This window comes from Paenibacillus sp. SER-28 (assembly GCF_052906305.1).
In genome coordinates, this window is the sequence record NZ_JBRECM010000003.1 from 81,683 (window position 1) to 104,554 (window position 22,872).

Genomic DNA, 22,872 nt, shown 5'->3' on the forward strand with positions numbered 1-22,872 from the left:
TTTACACAGAAAAGTCCACCCTTATATTCATGGGTGGACTTTTTATATACCTGAATAGAGCGAAATATGCCCAAGCTTACAGAACAGCATAAGTACCTGCTATCGGCTAAAATGTTTGACCACTACATTGTTAAAAACAGCCGGACCGCCATCGGAAAAAAGAGTAATTTTCTGATCCTCTAATCGTGGAAATATTAAGGAGGAATAAGCTACTTCTCCACCATCTACAAACACTTCAATGCTGGTTTTATCGACGAGAATGTTCAGGTGGACCTTTTTCTTATTAGCATCAAAAGGCGCCTTGCTCTCTACATATTTTCCACTCTGATCCGGCTGCCCGGTGTTGGCTCTATTTACGTAGGAGTATTGACCGTCCACTGAGACACCCACATCGACATGACGCTTGCCATCCGTCGACTCTCGAAGCCTCAATCCTACATTTTTAATCGTGGACCAAGATACATCCGCCTCTAACTGATAGGCATCGCCTGCTACCGGAAGACGGTGAGCACCCTCTACTTTAATCGTTCCTAATGATTTTTTGGATGTTTGGAATCGCTCCAAATGGGGTACCGGCTGTGAAACCAAACGATATCCAACATCTTCCGTATGTTTCAGTCGAATTTGGCGAACAATCGAATCCATTCCATTAAAGCCTTCCTTTAGGGTAGGCGTGTTATTGGCATAATCCCAATTATTCATCCAGGCCAGAGCATAACGGTGACTATATTTATCTTTGTCTTTTCCTTCCTCGAACGTAACTGCACCATACCAGTCAAACCCATAATCCAGCCACTCAGGTTCACTGTGATTAGGGAGAAATGCTTCTCCATTAAAATCTCCCGTCCAGTAGGCATACGTGTTGGGTCCGCCTGTTGATTTGCTATTGGCGCTCACACCCAGAATCCATTGATAGGTTCCATCATCCGCACGCATCCGGTAAAGGTCAGGACATTCCACAAGCCCAATATTTTCTGTTTGAAAGCCGCTCGTATACCGCCAATTCTTTAAATTATCAGACTCATAAAAGCCAATCTTCGTTCCCTCTGCCATGACCATCACCCATTGATTACGTTGAGGATCTCGGATGATTTTGGGATCTCTGAAGTCCTTTGTACCGGGGTTGGACATCACAGGCTTGTTGCGGTAAGAAGTAAACGTCTTGCCTTTGTCTTTACTGTACCACAAAAATTGTTCCTGCTTTCCGCCATCTGCGGAGGGCTGTGTCACAATGGCTACCAGCGTGCCTTTTCCAAAACCTGCGGTATTATTATCATCGATCACGACCGAACCGGACCAAGGATCTCCATTCGGATTCGTATATTTTGGAATCGCCACCCCTTCATCTTTCCAATGAACCAGATCGGTGGATGTGGCATGTCGCCATTCTGTACCGTTCTTTTTGGGATAATCACGATTATATAAATAATAATAATGATATTTTCCATCCATATAAATAGGCCGTTGCGGATCATTCTTCCACTTATCCGGAACGGTAAAATGATAGGCTGACCGGTAGGTCGGTGTTGTTGGCTTATTTTGATTCGCTTGATTTTTTGGAGTTGCAGCAGATTTTGGGGGTTCGGCTGTATCCTGTTGGTACATACTCCAACCCATAGCTATAAATATAGTTAAGCCTGTGATGATTACAACGGATCGTATCCAAATATTCTTGGGAGCTTTGTTTCTCATTATGACGATCCTCCTTACCTCTCATTGCATCGTTATGTATCGTCCGATGGACGACAGATCGGGTTGCTACCAAGCTGCCGCCTTCGGACATACTGCTTATACCTACTTATTTCTTGCCATACTCATTTTGGGGTTCTTTTTTGTCCTTTTCTGGATCAATCGTGATTTGCCCTTGTTCCAGAATACCGTTTTTCACAACAGAGGTTTTCGAACCTTTAATATTCAGCAGGAAGCTTGGCGCGAAAGTAGATTTGTGATCCGGGAAAAGCCCTCGATTGGTCATATAACTCGACACAACTACGTTATTGCCTTTGCCTTGCGGGATAGCAAAATGGGCATACGTCCAGGTAATATCATCACGATCCAGATCCTGATGAAGAACGAGACCGGTTCCATTCAACGGTTTATAAGGCCCTGTCAAGGAAGTAGAAACATAACCCAGCATGTAAATATCATCGTCACCGATCGCATCTACAGTCACCTTAGAACCTCTTGTACTCGTAAATAAATACCACAAACCGTTCATTTTGAACACATTCGCCCGTTCAATTTCATCTGTTACCAGATTGGATGCAATCAAAGGAGGCATTACATTTTTCAACGTATAATCATCATTCAATTCAACGATACCCAGTGCGCCGTTCGCCAGCTCAGCTCCCTTTTTCTTAGGACTTTGCAGCAGGTTTTGTTGCTCTTCCGTGAAGAATTTCTTATTGCCGCCATAATAAGCTGGGTTTTGAATCGAATCTTCGCCCTGATAGCCTGTTTCTGTCCCTGTGTTGGCTTCAAATATAATATATTTGTGGCCTTGATCCTCGACATAGTGAGGGTCTCTAAAGGTATGATTATCCATATCGACTCCGACGCTTTGCTGTACATTTTGATAGATTTTCCCATCTCCACCGTCATAGATCGATTTCAAATCCTCGACTCCATCTACTTTCAGTGTCTTATCATCAGGCTGAGAGACATTAATTTGAGCCGTGCTCAAGGTTTGCTTGCCGTATAATTTGTTATTCGGATCATACGGCTGTCTGCTGGTATAGAATAAACGTACTTGTCCATCAGAGGTTAAGGTAGCTGAACCTGACCATTCTTCTGACTGATTTTTTAGAATTGGATCGTTGGCAAGCAGTTTATCATTGTCTTTAAATACTCTGCCAGCGTTTTTCCAGCCGCTCAGTGAAGTATTGCCCGCTTTTTGATAGAACAGGTATATGAATGTATCCTCGCCTCTTTTAGGATCGCCTGCCAGTCCAAAAACGATATTGTACCCCTTGTAATTGGCTACTGTGCCATCGGCATTTTGTAACGGCCAAGAGTCCCAGACATCGAAATCAATCAGCTTGCCTGAGCTGTCGCGACCCATAGCAGAAGGAATATTCTTAATTGTAGACGCATCGAAGGACGGAACCTCATATTTCTCTTTGCCTTGCTGTTTGAAAATATTCAGCATGTCATTACGCGTAATTTGCGTAAATGCATTGTCTGTTTTGAGATCAGATGCATCATTTTCCTCGGCAAAAGCCTGAACGCCGCCTCCTAACAGCAAGGTAGTTGCTACTGTTGCAGTGGCTGCTTTACTGAACCATTTGTTAAACTTCAAGTACTCCATCTCCCTTAATCTAATTATGCTTCTAGATTTGAAACCCAACTTTTTCGTTGGTAGGGCCATTTTATATGGTATGTCAAACGATTGATATAGACTGAAAAGCCCTATTATGTGAGGTAAGAAAACAGGTTCCTCTATGAATTTCATCCTCATATTTTCCTAGTAATTTTCTGAAAATCCCTCTTTTTTTCATTCCTATTACATTCAGAAATATTTGCTACTTGATTTTTTCCGTGTCCCATTTTGCTAGGTTGGTTGCTTCATTCACATGCAAAATCGTCCTAAAATAAATCATACAAAGCCCGATTTGTAAGCGGGTTCAAAAAAATGGTTCCTTAGTACCCTACAGCTCAATTCAGAAACATATTTTTTGTTACAATTTCTTAAGACTTTTTTACCATTTTGTTACCTATACCCTATGAATATATAACAACTCTAGGGTGTTTTTATCTCCTTTTTGTATACCGGGGAATTTATCGGTCCTATACGAGGTGGCTATTTTGCTGATCAGTAGGGGGAGAGACCATTGCATAAAGAGACAGCCCGGACCCTTATTTGGTGTACCGGACTGTCTCTTTATCATGAAAGATTTATATTATTTTTTATGCGTGTTCTCTTTGTGGTGTCTTTACGCGCTGATCTGCCTCTTCTTCCGTACCCGGCGGACGGTTCCGCAGTCCGAGGACGACAAACCAGCTAATAACTGCAATAACGACCATGATAACGAACAGGGAATGCAGACTGTTTTCCAGTACAGAACGAAGTAATCCGGCAACCTTGTCACTTAGACTTTGTGAAGCATGCGGGGCCAGCAGACCATTAATATCCTCCTGCGTAACCCCTTGCTGAGTTAGCTGTCCATCGGCTGTCTGGGCAGCGATGCGATAGTTCAGCCATGAACCGAAGGCTGCAACCCCAATCGTTTGCCCCAACGTGCGCAGGAATGTATTCAAAGCTGTAGAGGCGCCACGCAGCTGGAACCCGACCGAGGACTGGGCAATAATCGTGAACACAGTTATCGAGAAGCCGAATCCCAGTCCATACAACAATGTAGACAGGAACAGCAGCCAGATCGGAGCCGTTTGGCCCATCAAGGTCATGACGAAGGCACCCAATACAATCAGGGTCAGCCCGATCAAAGAGGTTCGACGCGAGCCCAGCGTCAACAAAATGCGTCCTCCGATCATGGAGCCAAATAGCCAACCTACGGACATTGGAGCCAAGGCGAGACCAGATGAAGCGGCATCTCCACCGTGTATACCTTGAATCCATAGTGGAAGATAGCTAGTCAGTCCGATCAATAGAGTGCTGACTAACAGGGCTGCGGCACAGGAAAAAGCAATATCCCGTATCCGAAATAGCTTTAGTGGCACCATCGGTTCCTGAGCGCGTTTTTCAATAACCAAAAACAGAATCAGGAACAAAATGGCTACGGCAGCCAAGGCCAGCAATTCAGGAGAAGCCCAGCCGATATACTGCCCACCCAGTGCCAATACGAGCAAGAGGGCCGTCATCCCGATGGTAAAGGTAACCGCTCCCGGCACGTCAATACGTGCGGTACGCTTGCTTACCTGTTCACGCAAGTAACGGGCGATGAAGAACATAGCCAGCAATCCAAAGGGGACGTTAAAGCCGAAAATCCACTCCCAGCCAAAATAGGTAACCACATAACCGCCCAAGAGAGGCCCGATCAGGGAAGAAATTCCCCATACGGAGCTGATCATGCCTTGGACTTTGCCGCGTTCCTCCATTTTGTATATATCACCGATGATGGTAAAGGTAACGGGAATGACACCACCCGCACCAATCCCTTGTATAGCCCGGTAGATAATAAGCTGCTCCATACTACCAGCCATCATACAAAGCAACGAGCCAAGTACAAACAACGAACAGCCGATTAAAAAAATGGGCTTTCGGCCAAACAAATCGCTAAGCTTGCCGAAAATGGGCGTGGTCACAGCCATCGTCAGCAAATATGCCGTGAAAATCCAACTGAGCAAATTCACGCTACCCAGCTCGCTAACAATCGTCGGTCCCGCTGGACCGATAACCGTTCCTTCAATTGCGGCCAGAAAAGTGGCCAATAGAACACCTGTCAGCACGAGTCCGCGCTTCATGGGTTTATCGTTTCCCAAGCAAATCACAAATCCTTCCCTTATAAAAACTGTGTTGTATCTGTGCGGTTTGCCTTTCCAGAATGGATTATTACCCGCACCGCATAATCGTAAACAGGCGGCCTATATAGGCCGCCTGTTTTGTACGATGTATATATATTATTGTCTACATATCGTTAATTTTTGTCAACTATAATCGTATGATAAATCTCACTATTTTCCATTTTATAGAGATGACCCTCTTCCATGCACAGAACATCGCTGGCAAAGCTTTCAGCTACCTGCATATCGTGGGTGATGACCAGAAAAGCCGCACCTTCGGCAGACTGCTCTGTGCACATACGGAGCAGAATATTCGCTCCTTCGTAATCCGTTCCTGCGGTAGGCTCATCCAAAATGTATAGCTTTTTGGGCAAGATGAACTGTGCCGCAACGCTCAAGAGCCTTTTTTCGCCTCCACTTAGCAGGTACGGGGAGGCATCCAGTCTGTGCTCCAGCCTGGCGGAAGCCAGTAAGCGCTGCGCCCGTTCCACATATGCGGCGGGAACCGGCTCCCCGGTCCGTAAACCAAGCTTGGCGCGCACGCTGTACAAGCACTCCTCCCACACCGTTGCAGCTGCAAACTGATGCTCTGGTTGCTGGAACACATAACCAATCCCGGCAGCCAGTCGGTGAATGGGCAGCTTCGCCATATCCTGCCCCTCCCACCGCATGCACCCCTTCGGTGCTGGGAGTAGACCCATGAGCAGCTTGCCGAGTGTGGTTTTACCCGAGCCGTTCTCACCCAGCAGCACGGCTCGTTCACCGGGCGCAAGAGCTAGGCTCACGCCCTTTAGCGCTGCCCGCTGGCTGCCAGGATAGGTGAAGGTCAATCCCTTCACCTCCAACAACGGCTGCCCAGCGCGGTCCGCTGCTGAGCCGGGATTCACCCCCGGCTCACGCGGCATGTCTCCCCTCCCTGCGGAAGAGGGGAGCAGCCCCAAGGCGGCCAGCTGCGCACCATGTTCGCGCAGCAGCGTTTCGGGCGGACCCTGCATCTGCACAGTCCCGCCCTTCAAGACAATGACGCGCTGTGCTGCCCGCGCGCCATCGTCTATGCGGCCGGACGCGGTAACTACCGTCCGGCCTTCGGCATGGAGCCGCCGACATAGCAGGGCGAAGTCGCGTACAGCCGGCGGGTCCAACTGCGCAGCTGCGTCGTCGAACACGACCAGCGGCGCTTCCAACGCCAGTACCGCTGCAATCGCGGTGCGTTGGCGCTGGCCTCCCGAGAGGCGCCGCACGAAGGAGTCGCGCTCGGGAGCTAGGCCGACGGCCTCCAGCGCAGCAGCAATGCGCTGCGCTATTTCTGCCGGAGGCACGCGCAGGTTCTCCGGCCCAAAAGCAATCTCGTCTTCGACGATTCCCTGCACCAGCTGGGCATCCGGGTCCTGAAGCACGACGCCGACAGTGGTGGCGACAGTAGCCAAATCAGCGGTATCGGGGTCCATCCCGTACACGGTCAGCTCCCCCGTCCGTTCGCCTTCACCGGAACGGGACAACCCGCCATGAAGTAGCTGACATAGCGTAGACTTTCCACTTCCACTGGCTCCGACAATGGCTACATGTTCGCCCACCGCAATGTCCAGTGTCAGACCATGTAAAGCTGGCTCCACCTGGTCATCATACCGATAGCCAAAATTCTTCAAGGATACGGCTATTTTACTGCTAGAGTTATAATCGTTATGTTCATTCATAACTGAAATATCCTCGATCCCCATTGTTGAAGATATAACCACATGTATAGCCACGGCTATGCACGTGAAGTGCGTCCCAGTTCAAAACGTTTTAACAGTCCCGTACGATTTAAAGCATCACCCAACACTTTCGTCAGCAGACCGCACAGGACAATGCCGCTCAGGATACGAACGACCAGTGCAATCGTCAGCACCTTCCAGCCCCAATGCATATAGCCAAACATATTGGCTGCGACAATAAACCACAGCGGAACCATAGCCCCACCCACTAGCATCAGCGAAACTGCGTTCCAGCGTCGATACCGCAACAAGGCAAATACCAACTCAGCCGCAATCATATAGCAGACAGCCGCCGCGATAATAGAAGCAATTCCATAGGCAGAGCCCATAAAGGATTGCACCACCGCGCCAAATGCATAAGCAATAACCGCCGTACCCGGCTTACGAATAATATAATAAGCCAACAAGCCGTATATCATGTACAGCCCGACAATAGAGGAAGTAGCGATAGGCCCTCCCAGACTGTTTAATGTTTTGTTAATGAGCGACAAATACACGGTCATGACGCCGTTCAACGTGGCCAGCATCGCCATGAGTACGATATCCAGCGTTGTAAACTTTGCAAACATACGAGATTCCTTCATATGTATTTCTTGACTCCTCTCCCTATCTAATCTATAAGATTACAGCTCTGTTCCTTGTACAAGCTGTTACTGTATAAATGTATTCATCTGCGGCCTTATTGTCAACCCAATTATATTTAACAGGTTGACAATAAGATCAAAAATAAGAGGCTTCACTTTATAAGCTCCACCATAAAGCAGCCGTAGCTAATACAGCAGTCACCGCACATAAGTTGCCTAAACGCCCATTGTTCAGTGTACGAAGATATGTCCGTTCTGCATAAGCACCGAAACCTTTGCCCTCCATAGCCAGCGCCGTCTGCTGAACCCGTCTTACAGCATTCACCAACACGGCAGCCGCATACCCGCTCCACCATGATAACCGATTGCTCCACCCTCGTGGTGGTTCCTGTCCACGAACACGCCGTGCTGCCATAATTGTTCTCCCTTCTTCTTCCAATAAGGGGAGAAACGTCAGTGCCACCGAAATACCGAACGCAAACCGATAAGGAACACGCAAGCGCAGATTCAATGCCTGCACAAAATCTCGGGGATCGGTCGTCGAGAGATAGATATAAGATGCCAAAAACAACACAAAAATCCGCAACGTTAACGCCCCTGCGATGTCCAGCCCCTCTGCTGTAATGACAATAGGTCCCCATGCAGCCACGGTATGTCCTTCTCGAATCGCTAGGATAGACAATATAAAATACGGAATACCTAAACCAATCAGGAACGACATAGCCCGAAGTTGGCGTGCTAAGGGCAAACGTGCGCCCAAGCCAGCCACAGCAATCAGTACAGCCAAGAGTGCTGCTTCCCGCAGCGTCGAATCCCAAGCCATCGACAGGAGGCTAAAACATCCCACCCATATTAGCTTACTTAACGGCCCTAACCTGTGCAGCGGCGACGAACCGCCGTTATACTGAAACAGCATTTCGTTGTGCCTCCAGTCTGAGCCATTCTTCATGCAGTAAAGAATACATCAGCATATCCTTAAAACCTGTAGATGTATGCTGTACCTGCCGCAACAGTCCTTCCTGTGTCCAGGACATCGAGGAAAGCAGGGCTTGCGAGCCTGTATTGCGCGGGTCCACCAGCGCTTCGATCCGATTCAACCGAATCGTGTTATACCCGAATGACAGCACCAAGCGTAGCGCCTCGGTCATGTAACCCTGTCGCCAATAAGGCTTGGCTATTTCATAACCAATCTCGGCTTTATAAGCTCCCTCCGTCTGCCAATAATTAAAACCACAGCTTCCAATCAACTTCTCGTTCTCCTTCAGCTCTATTCCCCAGCGCAGCGCATCCTCCGTCTTCGCCAGCTCATTCAACAGCTCAATCATATCCTCTGCGTCCTCACGTCCTGACATACCAGAAAGGTTCATATAACGGTGAACCTCCGGGTCAGACCAGCAAGCGAACATAGTAGCCGCATCCCTGCTTTCCATCCTTCGCAGCCGAAGACGCGCACTTTCCAGCAGTGGTATATGCCCCTTACATGCATATGCACACATGTTCAATCATCCTTCCAGCATTAAAATGACGATAAATATACGCTACATTTAAGCATACACCTTCAACAAACACAACCTTATTTAAAGCTGCAAAGCTTATATATATAAATAGCCCTCCTGTTCCTAGGATTAGGAATTAGAAGGGCATCTTCTATATTATAAGAGATTAAACTGTGGTGCGAGTCGGTTTCTTCACAACATCCTTGTACAGTACGCCCAGCATCGACTGAATTTCCTGTAATTCATCGATCCCTGCGCCGGTAATGCTGAACATATCATCATGCGGTGTCAGAAAGTTTTCCTGCGTCAGGTTTTCAAGCTCCTGCTTGACCTCACGTTCTCCTACACGGTAACCGCGCTCTTCCAACACAGGTTGAATATCTCTTACCGTGAGATCGTTCTGATGTGCATAAGAAAGCATCTGTATACGGATAAACAAGTTCTGAACATCTGCATGCATAATTGTAACTCCTCCCTGGCCTAGGCCACCATGTTACACTGTTTTTACCCATAGAGGATAAGCTGGAAACAGATGAGGACAACCCTCGCTGAATTGCTTTCTATATTGTTTGCCCCGCTAAAACGTATAGCTTTCCCTTCCCAAAATGATTCTGTATAGAGGGTAGAGTACGGAGAGTACGAAAAGGTTACAGAGTGATTTTCCACTTGACTGAATATATACAATCGTTATATCTTGAATTAATTAACCAATGGTAAAAGCGAATTGGATAATTACCTATTTTTTACGATATATACAACACTTAATGTAAAAATTTAATGTTAGGAGCGTGAACCCTACATGTTTCAAGCTATTCCTTACGAAGGCACACGTCATGAACAATTCGAATCGGTTCTCGGGCAACTCCGGGCACTTATTCATGATGAATCCAATACCATTGCCAATCTGGCAAATGCTTCAGCATTACTTGGTCATTTCCTTCCTGATATTAATTGGAGCGGTTTCTATCTTTATGACGGCAATGAGCTTGTACTTGGTCCTTTCCAGGGCTTACCTGCATGTATACGGATTCCATTAGGACGTGGCGTATGCGGTACCGCAGCCGCAGAACAACGGACGCTTGTTATAGATGATGTACATGCGTTTCCAGGACATATTGCCTGTGACGCTGCTTCCAATAGTGAAATCGTTATTCCCCTTGTCAAGAATGGGGAACTGATTGGAGTGCTGGACATTGACAGCCCACTAAAAGGCCGCTTTGATCACGAAGATCGTGTATTCCTAGAGGAATTTACGGCTATTCTGGTAGCCAGCCTATAACCAAAAATAGCGCATATATATCGTCTTCCTTCGCCACAATATAGGAGGGTCTGAAACCCAAAACTATCCGGCGAAGGAGATTGATGATTCATGTACAACAACATGGCTCCACAACAACAACTTCATCAATGTGAACAAATCATGCAACAATTGGTACAACAAACACAGCAAGGAACTGCGATGTATCAGCAGTTGCTGCAACAGGAACAACAAAATGCATCCAGTCTTGAAAGCCTGGTGCAACGTGAACGAAGCGCAGCTCAAATGATCCAAACTGCAATTCAGCATCACCAACAGGCTATGCAGCAATACCAGCAAGTGATTCAACTGTGTAGTCAGTTGGAAAACTCCATCCGTTCCAGCAACCAAATGACTCAGCCTGGATTTGGCGATAGCTTTGCTTCCCGCAGTATGCAACCAACCTCCTTTAATACAGGTAGCCACATGAATAACAGCTTTCCGCAACATATGGGAACGACTGGACAACATTTCGCAAGCAGTGGCATGCAACATTACGGAAACAGCAGTCAGCAAGGCATGAGAACAGCACAAAGCAGCATGTAAGCTGCTTTACACACAAAAAGGGTGAACAGCAGGCCATCGGAATCGGCTTGTTGTTCACCCCTTTGTTAATTTAATTCCCGTTCGGCTAGAACCTTCATCCCGTCTCGCAAATACTCAGCCAGTCCGGGGCGATAGCCTTCATACATTTTATTGAAATCCTCATGCTCTACATACAAGTCTCCCAGCCCGCTATAAATTTCTGCTGTAGGGGTATAGAATCGGCTTACCCATTGAAGATGACGGCGGATTAGCGCCTGTACCTCTTCACTGTTATGCTTCAATCCTTTATTCATGGCTTCTGCCAGCCGCCGATGAATCTGGTCAGCCTCTGCCTGCGAATCCAAATAATCCTCTTTGCTCCAGTTCTTCGTCACCGTCTTGCTCTCCTGAATTGTTTCCTCAGCCTCTTGACCATAACGGTCTGTTAAATCACGTTCATACATTTCCTGCTTTTCCCGATTAAATCCTTGGTACATGTGCTCTGGTTTCATTGCTTGTTCCCCTTTCAAATGAGCCACCGTTTCGTCGATGGTCTGTAGGAGAGTATGCAAGCGGAAGACTTTGGCCTCGACCTTGGCTCGATGCTCCTGCAAAACCTCGGCCTTTTGTTCCTTGGTTTGCTCCAGCACATTTCCAATTTCAGATAAAGGCAAATCCAGTTCCCTGTACATCATGATTTGCTGAAGCCTCAACAGTTGTTCCTGTTCGTAATAGCGATATCCATTATTTCCAATATGATGCGGTTTCAGCAATCCGATTTCATCATAATAATGCAATGTTCGTACGCTGATTCCCGACAGATTAGATACTTCCTTCACCGTATAAGCCATTCCGCTTCACCTCCCTTGCTTGACAGTCTACAGTCTCACGTGGCGTGAGAGTCAACGCCCCCCACTTGCCCACCTTGGTACTACACTTTTACCCTGTAAGCGCGTTGTGAACCGCCCATTTGCCAACCATTTTCCATACTTACGACCTAGAATCTGCATCTTTAGAAATCTATGCAAAAAAGCCCTCCAGCACGTATTCTCAAATATGCCGGGGGCTCCATATATTCGATTTGACTTTACCACTATTTACAGATCATACGATACCTAAGAGAGGCTTTTCCCCATAACCACATGATCATAAAAAGCTATCTTTTGAATAATTTTCTCCAAATTGTGCTGCGTTTGTGCCACATGTTCCTCTACTTTCTTTTTGTGGGCTACAAGGAAGTCTCTTCTCTCTTGGATTGTGGCTTCTCCTTTTACATTTAGCTCAAGGTATGCCTTAATTTCTTCAATGGTCATCCCTGTATCTTTCATAGCCATAAGGAACCTAATCCAATCGATTTGTTTTTCGGTATATACCCTTCTTCCACCTTCATCCCGACCCACATCAGGTAATATGCCTTCTTTTTCATAGTAACGAAGAGTAGATGCGGGCAATCCGCTCTTCATTTGAACTTCTTTAATGGAGTACATAGTTATTCCCCTCCTCGTTCTTTTATTTTCTCTTCAAGTCAGCTTTAACGATAAGTATAAGTTTTCATAGTAAAGAGTGCAAAATTAAGTAGTTCCCTATAATAGTGTAATTCACAGTTCCTTATCCCGTGTTACTAAAAATTTCATTACCACCTAGAATATTCTTTATGAATATATATCGGAAATTCTTTATAATCTCCTCAATACGTTTCTCTCAATAATAAAACATATTTTGGTAATTACTTGTATACTTTTCAACAGTTTACTAAATATATGCGATTGCTTCTCTAAGCCTATTCTTTTTTATCATAACTATTTAGTATTATAAGGATATAAAAAAAGGAGGTTATCATTTGAAAAGTACAGGTATGACACGTCCCCTAGATGCGTTAGGCCGCATCGTTATTCCCAAAGAAATGCGAATTTCCATGGATTATAATGTGGGTGATCCTGTTGAGATTTTTGCAGATGAGGAAACTGGTATTCTCGCCTTTCGAAAGTACACTGGGGTGACGTGTAAAATGTGTGGTTCAACAGAACAGTTAACTTATTTTAGAGACAGCTTTATTTGCGGGGAATGTATTGAAAGTTTAAAGAAGGGGATAAATTTTAGCCCTATCTTAAGACCATCCAAATCAGCTTTATCCAACTCACAACGATCTAATAAAGAGTCCAAACGTCTGCGGCGATCGACACAACAAATGATCGAAAGTCTAAAAGAATTAATGCAAAAACACCCCAATGCAGCACAGCACGAATATGCCAAAATACTTGAGGTTTCCCAAGCCCGTATATCCCAGCTCAAAAAAATGCTCTAACTACAGCTTGATACCCTACATAGATATACACCAGAGATTTCATCATGTGCAGCTACTTTTGAACCGTGATACGCAGCATCATAGCTAACCGACAAAACGCATGAACGTCCATGCGAAAATTCCACACTAGGTATAAAGAACCACTTCATGACTTGCAAGCGATAACGCCTATAAGCAGAAGGCGTGCTACATTTAATAATGATTCCTGAATTAAAAAATGACCTTCTTTAATCTGAGAAGGTCATTTCATTTATTTATTCATTTTTCTATGGTAAACCACCCCACGCTTTTCCATTTCGTCAGCTTTTCGTAATTTCATTACATCTCCTCCTCATAAAAAATAGTATTCGTTATAGAAAGAGAAAGGATGTGTGAATCTAATATGAACAAACCTGCTCAAACTATTTCTATTCTTCTACTTTCCGTAAGTGTAAGTGTGTTTGCTGGTTGTGGAGAGCAGAAAACAACGGATACATCTACCAATGAAACAGTACCAACAATCTCAGAAACAGTAGTAAAAGAAGGAATAGATCAATCAGCCGGCCTGCAAAGCTTAGACGAGATCAAATGGAATGATGTTAAAGATCCTCTAATTGAAGATGCCATGATAACAAAACTCAAAGCAACAATAGCTGCCTTCGTGTCAAAAGATTTGGAACAATTCCATGCTACGCTCGGTCCAGACGTTGGAACAGGTCACGATTACCTCTTCGATCATCCGGTGAAGTTTACTGGTATTGCTGAAGCTATAAAAGAAAATAATCGGACATTGATACCCGTTGTAGGGGAACGGCTGAATAATGAAGAAGGATATTCACCCGATATACGATATACCTTTTACTTTGAAAAAGATAAAGATGGCGCATGGCAAATTGTTTCAATTGATTAATTAAATTCTCTAAGATGCATTTATCTCGATTTATAGCAACATTGCCCATTCCAATCAGTGCGTTTGCACATATGATGTCACAAAATTCAATCTAAAGGAGAGATATATACCTTGTTTCTCATCGTTCGATGGGGTCGTTACAACCACATTTTGCAACCACTACTGAAGTGAGTAATTTTGTTAATCTATGGGGAATATTTACTGTGAATGGTCAACAGATCGTTGCTTTCGTAAAAAGCGTAGATCCCACTAATAAATCAATGTTAGTGCTATATCCTAATGAGACACAGTCTTATATTGATGTTACTCAAATCAGTCAGGCACAAGGTCCTTATCCAAGTATGCCATCTATTGCAGGACAAAGCGGTGGTCAGGGCGGCGGTCAAGGCGGTGGATCGCATTGGCCTCCTCATAATCAAGGTGGCGGTCATCAGGGTGGTGGCTCACAGTGGTGGCCTCCTCATAATCAAGGCGGCGGTCATCAGGGTGGTGGCTCACAATGGTGGCCTCCTCATGGTCAAAGCGGTGGTCAAGGTGGTGGGTCACAGTGGCCTTCCAGTGGATCTCGTAGCGTCAATCGGAAAAATCGGAAAAACTAATGCCTAACCCTTAGTATGGCAAATTGATGCTTGCCATGAGCGAGTGTCGCTTGGAACACATTCAATATTGGACCAACCCAAAGGGCGTCGCCTGCAAATGCACGCGATGCCTTTTGGGTTAGCCACTGGCTACTTCGATTCCCCTAATGCTTAATCCTCTGGCTCTGAACATAAATATTAGGCTTTGCTGGCCATGTCTGCAATCTGGCGAAGCCACTTCTTACGCGTATCTTCATCAGATTGAGGTACCGACTCGAAAAATAGATGGTACATGATATCAAGTCCACAATATTCAAATATGCCTTTGTCAGACGTCAAGCGAAGGGCTTGATCCATACCATTGCTGGCATATTCCGCATGTGATTTTCCTTGTGTATTGAGGATAATGGCTTTCTTACCCTTGAGTAATCCCATCTGCACTCCATTTACATATTTATAAGCAAATCCGTAAGAGAATACGCGGTCTATATACCCTTTCATAATGGCTGGCATCCCAGTCCACCAAATCGGATAAATAAGGGTGATTACCTCTGCCCATTGCAAAAATTCCTGTTCCCGTACAACATCTTCTCCGATTCCTTCAATGACCTCGCTGCTGCTAATCACAGGTTGAAAGTTGATTGCATATAGATCACGAACAACCACATCATGTCCTTTTTGCTTCAGCCCCTCGACTGCTGTGGTCAAAATTGCATGATTAAAGCTTCCCTCGGATGGATGTGCGTAAATAATAAGATGCTTCATGTTCTCTCCTCCATTTACTTTAAAATAAGTGATTGATCAATTACTTAACTTCGTACTCCTTCAATTAACTGAATATGCTCAATCCATAGTTCCGATAAAGATACGTTCAGTAAACTTGAGCGGTATCCTGCTCATGAATATCACCTCCGTTGCTTGTTAATTCAGTTAGTGATTGATCAATTACCAATGATTGGCCTCAGTATAGTTTATTCCTTTTTACTTTGCAAGTGCTTTTTGTTCAACTTGTCAAAAAGATTATTTAAAGATCTGATCCCAAGGCAGTGTTATTATCGCTGTTCAAAGAAAATAAAGTCCCCCAGTTGATGCCCATTAGGGTGTGATGTAGAGCAATCACTTAATATGACTTTATAATGTCATGTTATAAGGTGTATGCTACCGAGAGAGGTGAAGCGTATGCCGTTAAGCAGACATTTTGAAATCGTTTATATGTTACTCCATAAGAAAAAAGTGACTGCTGATGAATTGGCAGAGCATTTTGAGGTTTCCACACGAACGATTTATCGGGACATAGATGCCTTAAGCGCAGCTGGGATTCCCATCTATAGCAGTAGAGGCAAGGGTGGCGGAATATCATTGATGGAGGGTTATGTCTTTAACACCTCTTTACTGTCCGAGCAGGAACAAGATGATATCTTAATGGCCCTTCAGAGTGTGGCTACAGCTACCATCCCACAGGTAGAAGAAGTGCTAAACAAGTTGAGTAGGCTTTTTAAAAAAGACATGGGAAACTGGATCGAAGTAGATTTTTCGCCATGGGGAAGCCAAAACAGCCAGAGACAGCTATTCACTCTTATACGCAACGCAATAATCACAAACCGTGTTATAAAGTTCCGCTATTATAACGTCGCCGGGGAACAGAGTTATCGTAGCGTCGAACCTGCCAAGCTCTTGTTTAAAGATAAATCCTGGTATGTGGAAGGTTACTGTTTAAATACCGAAAGTCATCGTGTATTTAAGATTAGCCGAATGAAAGAGATTGCAGTTACCGAAACTAGTTATGAGCCAAGAACAGTCGTAGCATCTACAGATACAAAGATGAACGACTTGCTTCATACCATTGAAGTAACTCTTCACATTTCTGCTCAAGGAGCTTACCGCGTATACGATGAATTTGCCGAGAAAACAATTACTCAGAAGGAAGACGGCTCTTATACCGTCACAGCACAATTTCCTGTAGGCAATTGGCTGGACAGTTATCTGCTGTCCTTTGGTCCCCTCCTTATAGAGGTTAGCCCCGAACAAGTACGTACAAGAATATTGTCTCATTTAGAAACGATGAAAAGAAATTTAAATGATCCTCTATAATATGACACCATGTAGTCATATTATTACTGCTATGATGAGTTTGAAGTTATCGCTCACAACATACTCACCATAGGAGGTTGAAGGATCAATGAATCCACATAGAATCCTGCCACCGGCAGTAGAAACTTATTTTACATCAGCGAACAAATCCCAGCTTGAAGTACTTACTTCCGCTTTCGATAAAGATGCGTTGATCTTGGATAATCATCGCGAAATCAAAGGTATGGAAGCCATAAAATCATGGTGTGAAGCAGAAATATTGAGGCCGAATGTCACCTTTGAGATCGTGGATATGGATGACAGTAATAATACCATCGTCGTAATTGCGAAAGTAGACGGAGACTTTGATAAATCAAATCTTCCCGATCCACTCCTACTTAAACATCAATTTCTAGTAAACAACAATAAAATTAAAGAACTGATTATTACACTTCCATAAAGGAATTAAAAAAATAAGAAAGGGACAACGAATATGCCCGCTTATGTTGTTTTTATACGTGAACAGAGTACCGATCAAACTGAACTCCAACTCTATTCTGAGTTGGCACCGGCAGGTTTGGCGGGACATTCCGTCAACCCCCTAGCAATGTATGGCGCATACCAAGTCCTCGAAGGACCCGCTATTGAAGGGCTGGCCATCTTGGAATTCCCCACTTTTGAGGAAGCACAAGCTTGGTACTTTAGTCCAGCCTATCAAAAAGCCCTAAAGCATCGACTGCGCGGAGGGCGGTACCGGGGTGTCATTGTCGATAGTTTGTAAGGTTCGCAAGACAAGTGAACTCGAAGTGGAGATACCTAGAGGTATTTCTCAACCACATTGTAGAATTTAGGAGGAATTATTCGCATGAGTTTTCAATTAGAAAGCATTTTAAGTGAGTTTAAAGGCAAAAGGGCCTTGGTCACAGGCGGTACCAAAGGAATGGGAGAGGCTATTGCTAAGAGACTTACAGCTGCAGGTGCTACCGTAATAACTACGGCTCGAACTACTCCAGTTAATTTAGAAAATCCAGACCTGTTTATTCCAGCCGATATTAGTACGCCTGAAGGTGTAGATAAAGTAGTAAACAGTGTTCTTGAGCGCCTAGGCGGTGTAGATATTCTTGTCAACAATGTTGGAGGCTCGTCAGCCCCATCCGGGGGAGCTCTTATCTTGACAGACGAGCATTGGCAGCAAACTTTTAACGCCAATCTGTTTGCTGCCGTCCGTTTAGACCGTGGACTGCTGCCGGCTATGGTGGAAAAGGGTTCCGGTGTTATTATTCATATTTCATCTATTCAACGTCGCTTGCCGCTATATGATGCAACATTGGCTTATGCTGCAGCCAAAGCCAGCTTTAACTACTTACAGCAAAGGGTTATCCAAGCAGTTTTCGCCTCAAGGCATTCGTATTAATACAGTTGCGCCAGGCTTTATCGAAACGAAGGCAGCACAAAGTTTGATTGATCGGATTGCTGAAACGACAGGTGACCGAGAAAGTGCATTAAAGCAACTGATGGACTCGTTGGGAGGAATTCCAATTGGTCGTCCAGGACTACCAGAAGAAGTCGCTGAGCTTGTTGCTTTTCTGGTATCCGACCGGGCCGCTTCAATTACAGGAAGTGAATATAATATTGACGGTGGAACAGTTCCAACGGTCTAACACTTTATTTTCATCTGACAATCGCGCAAAAGGTGGAAAAAAAGCCCATCTAATGAGCAGACATACGCAAAACGTATATCTATGTCCATCAGATAGGCTTTTATATAACTACTACCGTTTAATAACGACCAGCTTTGTTTCCAGCATTTCTTCCATGGCATACTTTACGCCTTCTCGTCCAGTGCCGCTTTGCTTCACACCACCATACGGCATATGGTCAACACGGAAGCTTGGAATGTCATTGATCATCACGCCGCCCACCTCAAGCTTGTCCGCTGCATCCAGCGCGGTCGTGATATCACGCGTGTAAATTCCCGCCTGCAGGCCATAAATCGAATTATTCACATGGTTTACGGCTTCATCTATAGAGCTAACAGAATGAATCAGCACAAGCGGGGCAAACACTTCACGACAGGACACCTTGGAAGTCGGGTCCACATTAAGCAAAACCGTCGGCTCCAAAATACCTCCCTTGGCTTGGCCACCCAGAGCGATCCTCGCACCTGCTTGAACCGCTTCTTCCAGCCACTCACGGACACGTTCGACATCCTTGGCTGAAATAAGCGCGGATACATCCGTGTCCGGCTCTAGCGGATCTCCAATTTTTAAACGTTGAGTCGCTTCTATAAATCGGGATACAAAGGTATCATACAGTTCATCAACAACGTAAATACGCTGAACCGATATGCACACCTGTCCCTGATTGGCAAAAGCTCCACTCACACAGCGGTCGATGACCGCGTCCACATCCGTATCACGGTCGATAATAACGGCCGCGTTGGAACCCAGCTCCAGCGTGACCCGCTTCAAGCCAGCCTTAGAGCGAATTTCTGTACCGACCGCTGGGCTACCGGTAAAAGTGATATAGCTGACGCGCGGATCAGTGACAAGTACGTCGCCAATGGTTTTACCATCGCCGCTGATCACGTTAAGAGCGCCCGCAGGCAATCCAGCCTGCTCCAGCAGCTCCGCAATCAAGTAAGCCGACAACGGCGTCTGCTCCGCAGGCTTCAATACGACCGTATTGCCTGCTGCCAGCGCGGGACCCACTTTATGAGCAACCAGGTTCATCGGGAAGTTAAATGGTGTAATAGCTCCGACTACCCCTACTGGTTCTTTGAGCGTGTAGGCCATACGACCCTCGCCGCCCGGTGCGGCATCCAGCGGAATGGTTTCCCCGTGAATCCGTTTGGCTTCTTCAGCTGCGAACTTGTAGGTTTGCACCGTCCGATCAACCTCCGCCAGCGCAGCCTTCCATGGTTTGGACGCTTCACGTGAAATGATGCGCGCTGCATCCTCACGCCGCTCTTCCAGCAGGTTAGCCAGCTTCTCCAAAATGGCTGACCGCTGGTGCGCTGGCATGGCCCGCATCTCCGAGCGTGCATCAGAGGCCGCTTGAATAGCAGCCTTGGCATCCTCTGACGTGGCCTCTGCCACCTCAGCAATGATTTCCCCGGAATACGGTGATTTCAACGTCGTGTACGATGAAGCAGCTTTCCATTCTCCACCAATAAATAAATGCTGCTGCATGCTTTTCCCTCCTTCTCTTGATATCAACGTTCCTTTTACCATCTATTTTACCGTCAACACCGGACAAGGTGCATGCTGAATCACCTGATGGCTCACGCTACCCAGTATCATTTCGGAAACAAGTCCTTTGCCCCGCGTCCCCATAATGATCAAATCCGTCTTTTCCTGCTTTGCACTTTCGCAAATGACACTGGCCGGATCACCGTGACCCGCCAGCATACGGTAAGAAATACCCTCGTCCTTCAAATAGTCGGATGCAGGTTCTAAGATATGACGACCTTCCTCTTCGATCCGCTCATCCACATCAACCCCAACCGGCGGCTCATTCATGGATAAAGCCGGGTTTACATGCAATACAGTCAGATGTGGATTCCCCTGAAGCTGCTTAGACAACGTTTTGGCTGTCTGCAACGCATTCATAGCATGTTCCGAACCATCAATCGCGACCAGAATATGTTTGTATTCGCTCATACTCTTTTCCTCCTCAGAAGTTCGATCTTAGTGTGCATCCACCTGAATATCCTGCATATGTCGACGACGTACGATCAGCACAGCTACACCAATCAGTACCATCAATGCTCCAAAATAAAACGGGGTTTCTGCTGAGTACCACTCTGACAGCTTCCCTGCAAGCCACGGCGAAATTGCCCCGCCCAAAAACCGCATGAAGCTGTAGGCCGCAGATGCTGTCGAACGCTCCACTGGAGCAGCCTGCATAACAGCAGTTGTAATCAATGTATTGTTAATTCCCAGAAAAATACCAGCTACAATGACGGCGACAATGACAGTCGTTGGCGAACCAGCTATCGTCCCAATCGCCATAACACCTAAATCAATGGCAAACAGCGTCAGCATGATACTAATGGAAGATACCACGCTCAAGCGTGCTTGAATCTTCGGTGCTACAAACACCGAGGTAAAGGCCAGCATAATTCCCCAGCCAAAAAACACATAACCTAAACCATGCTCGTCCAGATTCATTACATATGGAGAATACGCCATCAACGTAAAAAATCCAAAGTTATATAACAACGCTACAATACCGAGCGTGAGCAAAGCCGGATAACTGAGCGCTTTGAATGGATCGGCTATGGAACCGCGTTTTTTGGGCTTTGGAATCGAAGGCAGCATAAACGTAATGAACAAAAATCCCACTACCATCAGTCCGGCTACACCGAAAAACGGACCGCGCCAGGAAATGGAACCTAACTCACCGCCCAGCAACGGACCCACTGAAATCCCAAGGCCCAATGCCGCTTCATACAAAATAATTGCTTTAGCTGTTCCAGAAGTGGACAGACCTACAATCGCAGACAACGCTGTTGCGATAAACAAAGCGTTCCCCAAACCCCAGCCTGCCCGGTAGCCCACAATTCCGCCAACTGTATTGGCTGTGCCGCCCAGTCCGGCAAACACAATAATAAACAAAATCCCGGTTAGTAGTGTCCATTTGACACCCAATCGACTAGATACAACGCCCGTAATCAGCATCGCAACGCCTGTTACCAGATTGTAGCTGGTGAACAGCAATGACACTTGGCTTTTCGTAGCATGAAGCTGATCAGCAATGGCCGGAAGAATCGGATCGACCAATCCCAGACCCATAAATGAAATAACACAAGCAAAGGCGACTGCCCATACCGCTTTCGGTTGAGACAGCAAGCCTGAGCGTTCTTTTAACTCTTCAGGTAATGCATGTTGTGAACTCATATTATGATGTTACCTCCACATCTGAATGTAAATGTTCTTATTATGACGGGTCGTGATTGAGTTCCTCATCCAGAAGAACCTTGCGTTCACGAACCCTAACCCGCAACTCCTCCAGCTCAGTCTGGAGCATACGGATGCTGTTGATTTTTCCCTCCATTAATTCCAACTGTTCGTTCAGTGTACCTTCCATATCCTCCAACATGGCCCGTCGTTCGTTTGGTTGCAAATGCTCTGTTCGCTCGCGATATTCCTCCCGCTGACCTTTGAGCATTTCCGCTGCGGACATGTAACGCTGAAGCTCTTGCAAGGAGAATCCAAGTACTTCCTTGGCACTCACTATTTTTTTTAGTAAATCCACATCCTCCTGCGTATACAGACGCATATTCCCTTCACTGCGCTGCGGAGAGGGCAATAAGCCGATTTCCTCATAATAACGAATGGTTCGCTTCGTCAGACCACTTTGCTTGGCGACCTCATCAATTTTATACGTAACCATGACACCCACCTTATGAAAAAGATTATATATAAATACTACGCCTCTATAACGTTAACGTCAACGTAAACTTTTATATAAAAAAGAAACCGCCTCTATTAGAGACGGTTCCTAGTTTGGCTTGCACGGTCATAGACCCGAGCATCGGTGCTCAAGCCCATGAATATCGCTTTAGATGAAAATGGTACGTGTGATGATAACCAACAAAATGAAGAGTACCAGAATAACACCAGTGGAAGTAAACATGTTGTAGCCACCACCACCGCAACCTCTTTCTACTTCACCCATCTTAAGTTCCTCCTCCCTCTGTCGATTACAACAAATCGCCCGAAATCAGATTCATGAGCTACGAATTAGATGACGAATGCTTTGGAAATAATAACGAGCAGAATGAAAAGTACCAGAATCGCTCCTGTAGATGTAAAAGCTCCATAACCAGCGCCTACTCCAGACATGGTGATTCCTCCCTTCATGGTTTACAAGAGCATCTTATGCTTATGCCATCATTCATGATAGGGAC

General features: G+C 45.7%; 24 protein-coding genes and 1 pseudogene. 9 read left to right on the forward strand and 16 right to left on the reverse strand.

Annotated features, from left to right (window positions below; translation table 11 throughout):
• Positions 1 to 99: 99 nt before the first annotated feature.
• The 8 genes from ACUYLD_RS10475 to ACUYLD_RS10510 all read right to left on the reverse strand — a co-directional run bounded on the left by ACUYLD_RS10475 (position 100) and on the right by ACUYLD_RS10510 (position 9,754).
• Entirely contained in the window at positions 100 to 1,692 is a 1,593-nt protein-coding gene (locus tag ACUYLD_RS10475; protein WP_446674961.1) for a glycoside hydrolase family 32 protein, read from the reverse strand.
• Between the two features lie 106 nt (positions 1,693 to 1,798).
• Positions 1,799 to 3,298, reverse strand: coding sequence for a glycoside hydrolase family 68 protein (locus tag ACUYLD_RS10480; RefSeq protein WP_069291079.1), 1,500 nt, complete (start codon positions 3,296 to 3,298; stop codon positions 1,799 to 1,801).
• Between the two features lie 608 nt (positions 3,299 to 3,906).
• Positions 3,907 to 5,421: an MDR family MFS transporter gene (locus tag ACUYLD_RS10485; protein ID WP_322162793.1), complete on the reverse strand. Its 1,515-nt coding sequence runs from the start codon at positions 5,419 to 5,421 to the stop codon at positions 3,907 to 3,909.
• Positions 5,422 to 5,594: 173 nt separating this feature from the next.
• Complete coding sequence (locus ACUYLD_RS10490; RefSeq protein ID WP_446674962.1) at positions 5,595 to 7,154, reverse strand: ABC transporter ATP-binding protein; 1,560 nt, start codon at positions 7,152 to 7,154, stop codon at positions 5,595 to 5,597.
• Positions 7,155 to 7,210: 56 nt separating this feature from the next.
• A complete protein-coding gene (locus tag ACUYLD_RS10495; protein ID WP_446674963.1) occupies positions 7,211 to 7,798 on the reverse strand; it encodes an ECF transporter S component in 588 nt (195 codons plus the stop codon).
• 157 nt (positions 7,799 to 7,955) lie between these two features.
• On the reverse strand, positions 7,956 to 8,714 hold the full coding sequence (locus ACUYLD_RS10500; RefSeq protein ID WP_446674964.1) for an energy-coupling factor transporter transmembrane component T family protein: 759 nt from the start codon (positions 8,712 to 8,714) through the stop codon (positions 7,956 to 7,958).
• Positions 8,698 to 9,294 (reverse strand): GNAT family N-acetyltransferase, encoded by a 597-nt coding sequence (locus ACUYLD_RS10505; protein WP_446674965.1) that lies wholly within the window; start codon positions 9,292 to 9,294, stop codon positions 8,698 to 8,700. The genes ACUYLD_RS10500 and ACUYLD_RS10505 overlap by 17 nt, the downstream gene beginning before the upstream one ends.
• A 166-nt stretch (positions 9,295 to 9,460) precedes the next feature.
• Positions 9,461 to 9,754 carry a hypothetical protein gene (locus tag ACUYLD_RS10510; RefSeq protein WP_061831300.1) on the reverse strand — a complete coding sequence of 98 codons (294 nt, stop codon included), beginning with the start codon at positions 9,752 to 9,754 and terminating at the stop codon, positions 9,461 to 9,463.
• A gap of 339 nt (positions 9,755 to 10,093) precedes the next feature.
• Between ACUYLD_RS10510 and ACUYLD_RS10515 the strand changes: the two genes are divergently transcribed.
• Positions 10,094 to 10,573 carry a GAF domain-containing protein gene (locus ACUYLD_RS10515; protein ID WP_254329068.1) on the forward strand — a complete coding sequence of 160 codons (480 nt, stop codon included), beginning with the start codon at positions 10,094 to 10,096 and terminating at the stop codon, positions 10,571 to 10,573.
• Between the two features lie 90 nt (positions 10,574 to 10,663).
• Positions 10,664 to 11,137 carry a hypothetical protein gene (locus tag ACUYLD_RS10520; RefSeq protein ID WP_069291072.1) on the forward strand — a complete coding sequence of 158 codons (474 nt, stop codon included), beginning with the start codon at positions 10,664 to 10,666 and terminating at the stop codon, positions 11,135 to 11,137.
• Positions 11,138 to 11,202: 65 nt separating this feature from the next.
• Here ACUYLD_RS10520 and ACUYLD_RS10525 read toward each other — a convergent pair whose 3' ends face one another.
• Positions 11,203 to 11,967 carry a MerR family transcriptional regulator gene (locus ACUYLD_RS10525; RefSeq protein WP_446674966.1) on the reverse strand — a complete coding sequence of 255 codons (765 nt, stop codon included), beginning with the start codon at positions 11,965 to 11,967 and terminating at the stop codon, positions 11,203 to 11,205.
• 264 nt (positions 11,968 to 12,231) lie between these two features.
• Complete coding sequence (locus ACUYLD_RS10530) at positions 12,232 to 12,603, reverse strand: MerR family transcriptional regulator (protein ID WP_069291070.1); 372 nt, start codon at positions 12,601 to 12,603, stop codon at positions 12,232 to 12,234.
• Between the two features lie 353 nt (positions 12,604 to 12,956).
• On the opposite strand from ACUYLD_RS10530, the gene ACUYLD_RS10535 reads away from it, so the two are divergent.
• The 3 genes from ACUYLD_RS10535 to ACUYLD_RS10545 all read left to right on the forward strand — a co-directional run bounded on the left by ACUYLD_RS10535 (position 12,957) and on the right by ACUYLD_RS10545 (position 14,909).
• The gene (locus ACUYLD_RS10535; RefSeq protein WP_069291068.1) at positions 12,957 to 13,421 is read left to right on the forward strand and encodes an AbrB/MazE/SpoVT family DNA-binding domain-containing protein; all 465 of its coding nucleotides are present in this window, start codon (positions 12,957 to 12,959) and stop codon (positions 13,419 to 13,421) included.
• A gap of 382 nt (positions 13,422 to 13,803) precedes the next feature.
• Entirely contained in the window at positions 13,804 to 14,310 is a 507-nt protein-coding gene (locus ACUYLD_RS10540; RefSeq protein ID WP_446674967.1) for a hypothetical protein, read from the forward strand.
• 203 nt (positions 14,311 to 14,513) lie between these two features.
• Positions 14,514 to 14,909, forward strand: coding sequence for a hypothetical protein (locus ACUYLD_RS10545; RefSeq protein ID WP_446674968.1), 396 nt, complete (start codon positions 14,514 to 14,516; stop codon positions 14,907 to 14,909).
• A 177-nt stretch (positions 14,910 to 15,086) separates the two neighbouring features.
• Here ACUYLD_RS10545 and ACUYLD_RS10550 read toward each other — a convergent pair whose 3' ends face one another.
• A complete protein-coding gene (locus ACUYLD_RS10550) occupies positions 15,087 to 15,653 on the reverse strand; it encodes an NAD(P)H-dependent oxidoreductase (protein ID WP_446674969.1) in 567 nt (188 codons plus the stop codon).
• Between the two features lie 414 nt (positions 15,654 to 16,067).
• On the opposite strand from ACUYLD_RS10550, the gene ACUYLD_RS10555 reads away from it, so the two are divergent.
• The 4 genes and pseudogenes from ACUYLD_RS10555 (at position 16,068) to ACUYLD_RS10570 (ending at position 18,619) form a co-directional block, all read left to right on the forward strand.
• A complete protein-coding gene (locus ACUYLD_RS10555; RefSeq protein WP_446674970.1) occupies positions 16,068 to 16,979 on the forward strand; it encodes a helix-turn-helix transcriptional regulator in 912 nt (303 codons plus the stop codon).
• 88 nt (positions 16,980 to 17,067) lie between these two features.
• Positions 17,068 to 17,418 (forward strand): nuclear transport factor 2 family protein, encoded by a 351-nt coding sequence (locus ACUYLD_RS10560; RefSeq protein WP_446674971.1) that lies wholly within the window; start codon positions 17,068 to 17,070, stop codon positions 17,416 to 17,418.
• A 33-nt stretch (positions 17,419 to 17,451) separates the two neighbouring features.
• Positions 17,452 to 17,739, forward strand: coding sequence for a DUF1330 domain-containing protein (locus ACUYLD_RS10565; RefSeq protein ID WP_165178959.1), 288 nt, complete (start codon positions 17,452 to 17,454; stop codon positions 17,737 to 17,739).
• An 84-nt stretch (positions 17,740 to 17,823) separates the two neighbouring features.
• Positions 17,824 to 18,619, forward strand: a pseudogene (locus tag ACUYLD_RS10570) (SDR family oxidoreductase).
• A gap of 111 nt (positions 18,620 to 18,730) precedes the next feature.
• Here ACUYLD_RS10570 and ACUYLD_RS10575 read toward each other — a convergent pair.
• From ACUYLD_RS10575 to ACUYLD_RS10595, 5 genes are all read right to left on the reverse strand, one after another.
• Positions 18,731 to 20,149 carry an aldehyde dehydrogenase family protein gene (locus ACUYLD_RS10575; RefSeq protein WP_446674972.1) on the reverse strand — a complete coding sequence of 473 codons (1,419 nt, stop codon included), beginning with the start codon at positions 20,147 to 20,149 and terminating at the stop codon, positions 18,731 to 18,733.
• 42 nt (positions 20,150 to 20,191) lie between these two features.
• The gene (locus tag ACUYLD_RS10580; RefSeq protein ID WP_023986945.1) at positions 20,192 to 20,620 is read right to left on the reverse strand and encodes a universal stress protein; all 429 of its coding nucleotides are present in this window, start codon (positions 20,618 to 20,620) and stop codon (positions 20,192 to 20,194) included.
• A gap of 27 nt (positions 20,621 to 20,647) precedes the next feature.
• Entirely contained in the window at positions 20,648 to 21,859 is a 1,212-nt protein-coding gene (locus tag ACUYLD_RS10585) for an MFS transporter (RefSeq protein WP_061831287.1), read from the reverse strand.
• Between the two features lie 40 nt (positions 21,860 to 21,899).
• Positions 21,900 to 22,355, reverse strand: a complete 456-nt coding sequence (locus ACUYLD_RS10590) for a MerR family transcriptional regulator (protein ID WP_061831286.1) — start codon at positions 22,353 to 22,355, stop codon at positions 21,900 to 21,902.
• 350 nt (positions 22,356 to 22,705) lie between these two features.
• Positions 22,706 to 22,807 (reverse strand): hypothetical protein, encoded by a 102-nt coding sequence (locus ACUYLD_RS10595; RefSeq protein ID WP_014599460.1) that lies wholly within the window; start codon positions 22,805 to 22,807, stop codon positions 22,706 to 22,708.
• Positions 22,808 to 22,872: the final 65 nt, after the last annotated feature.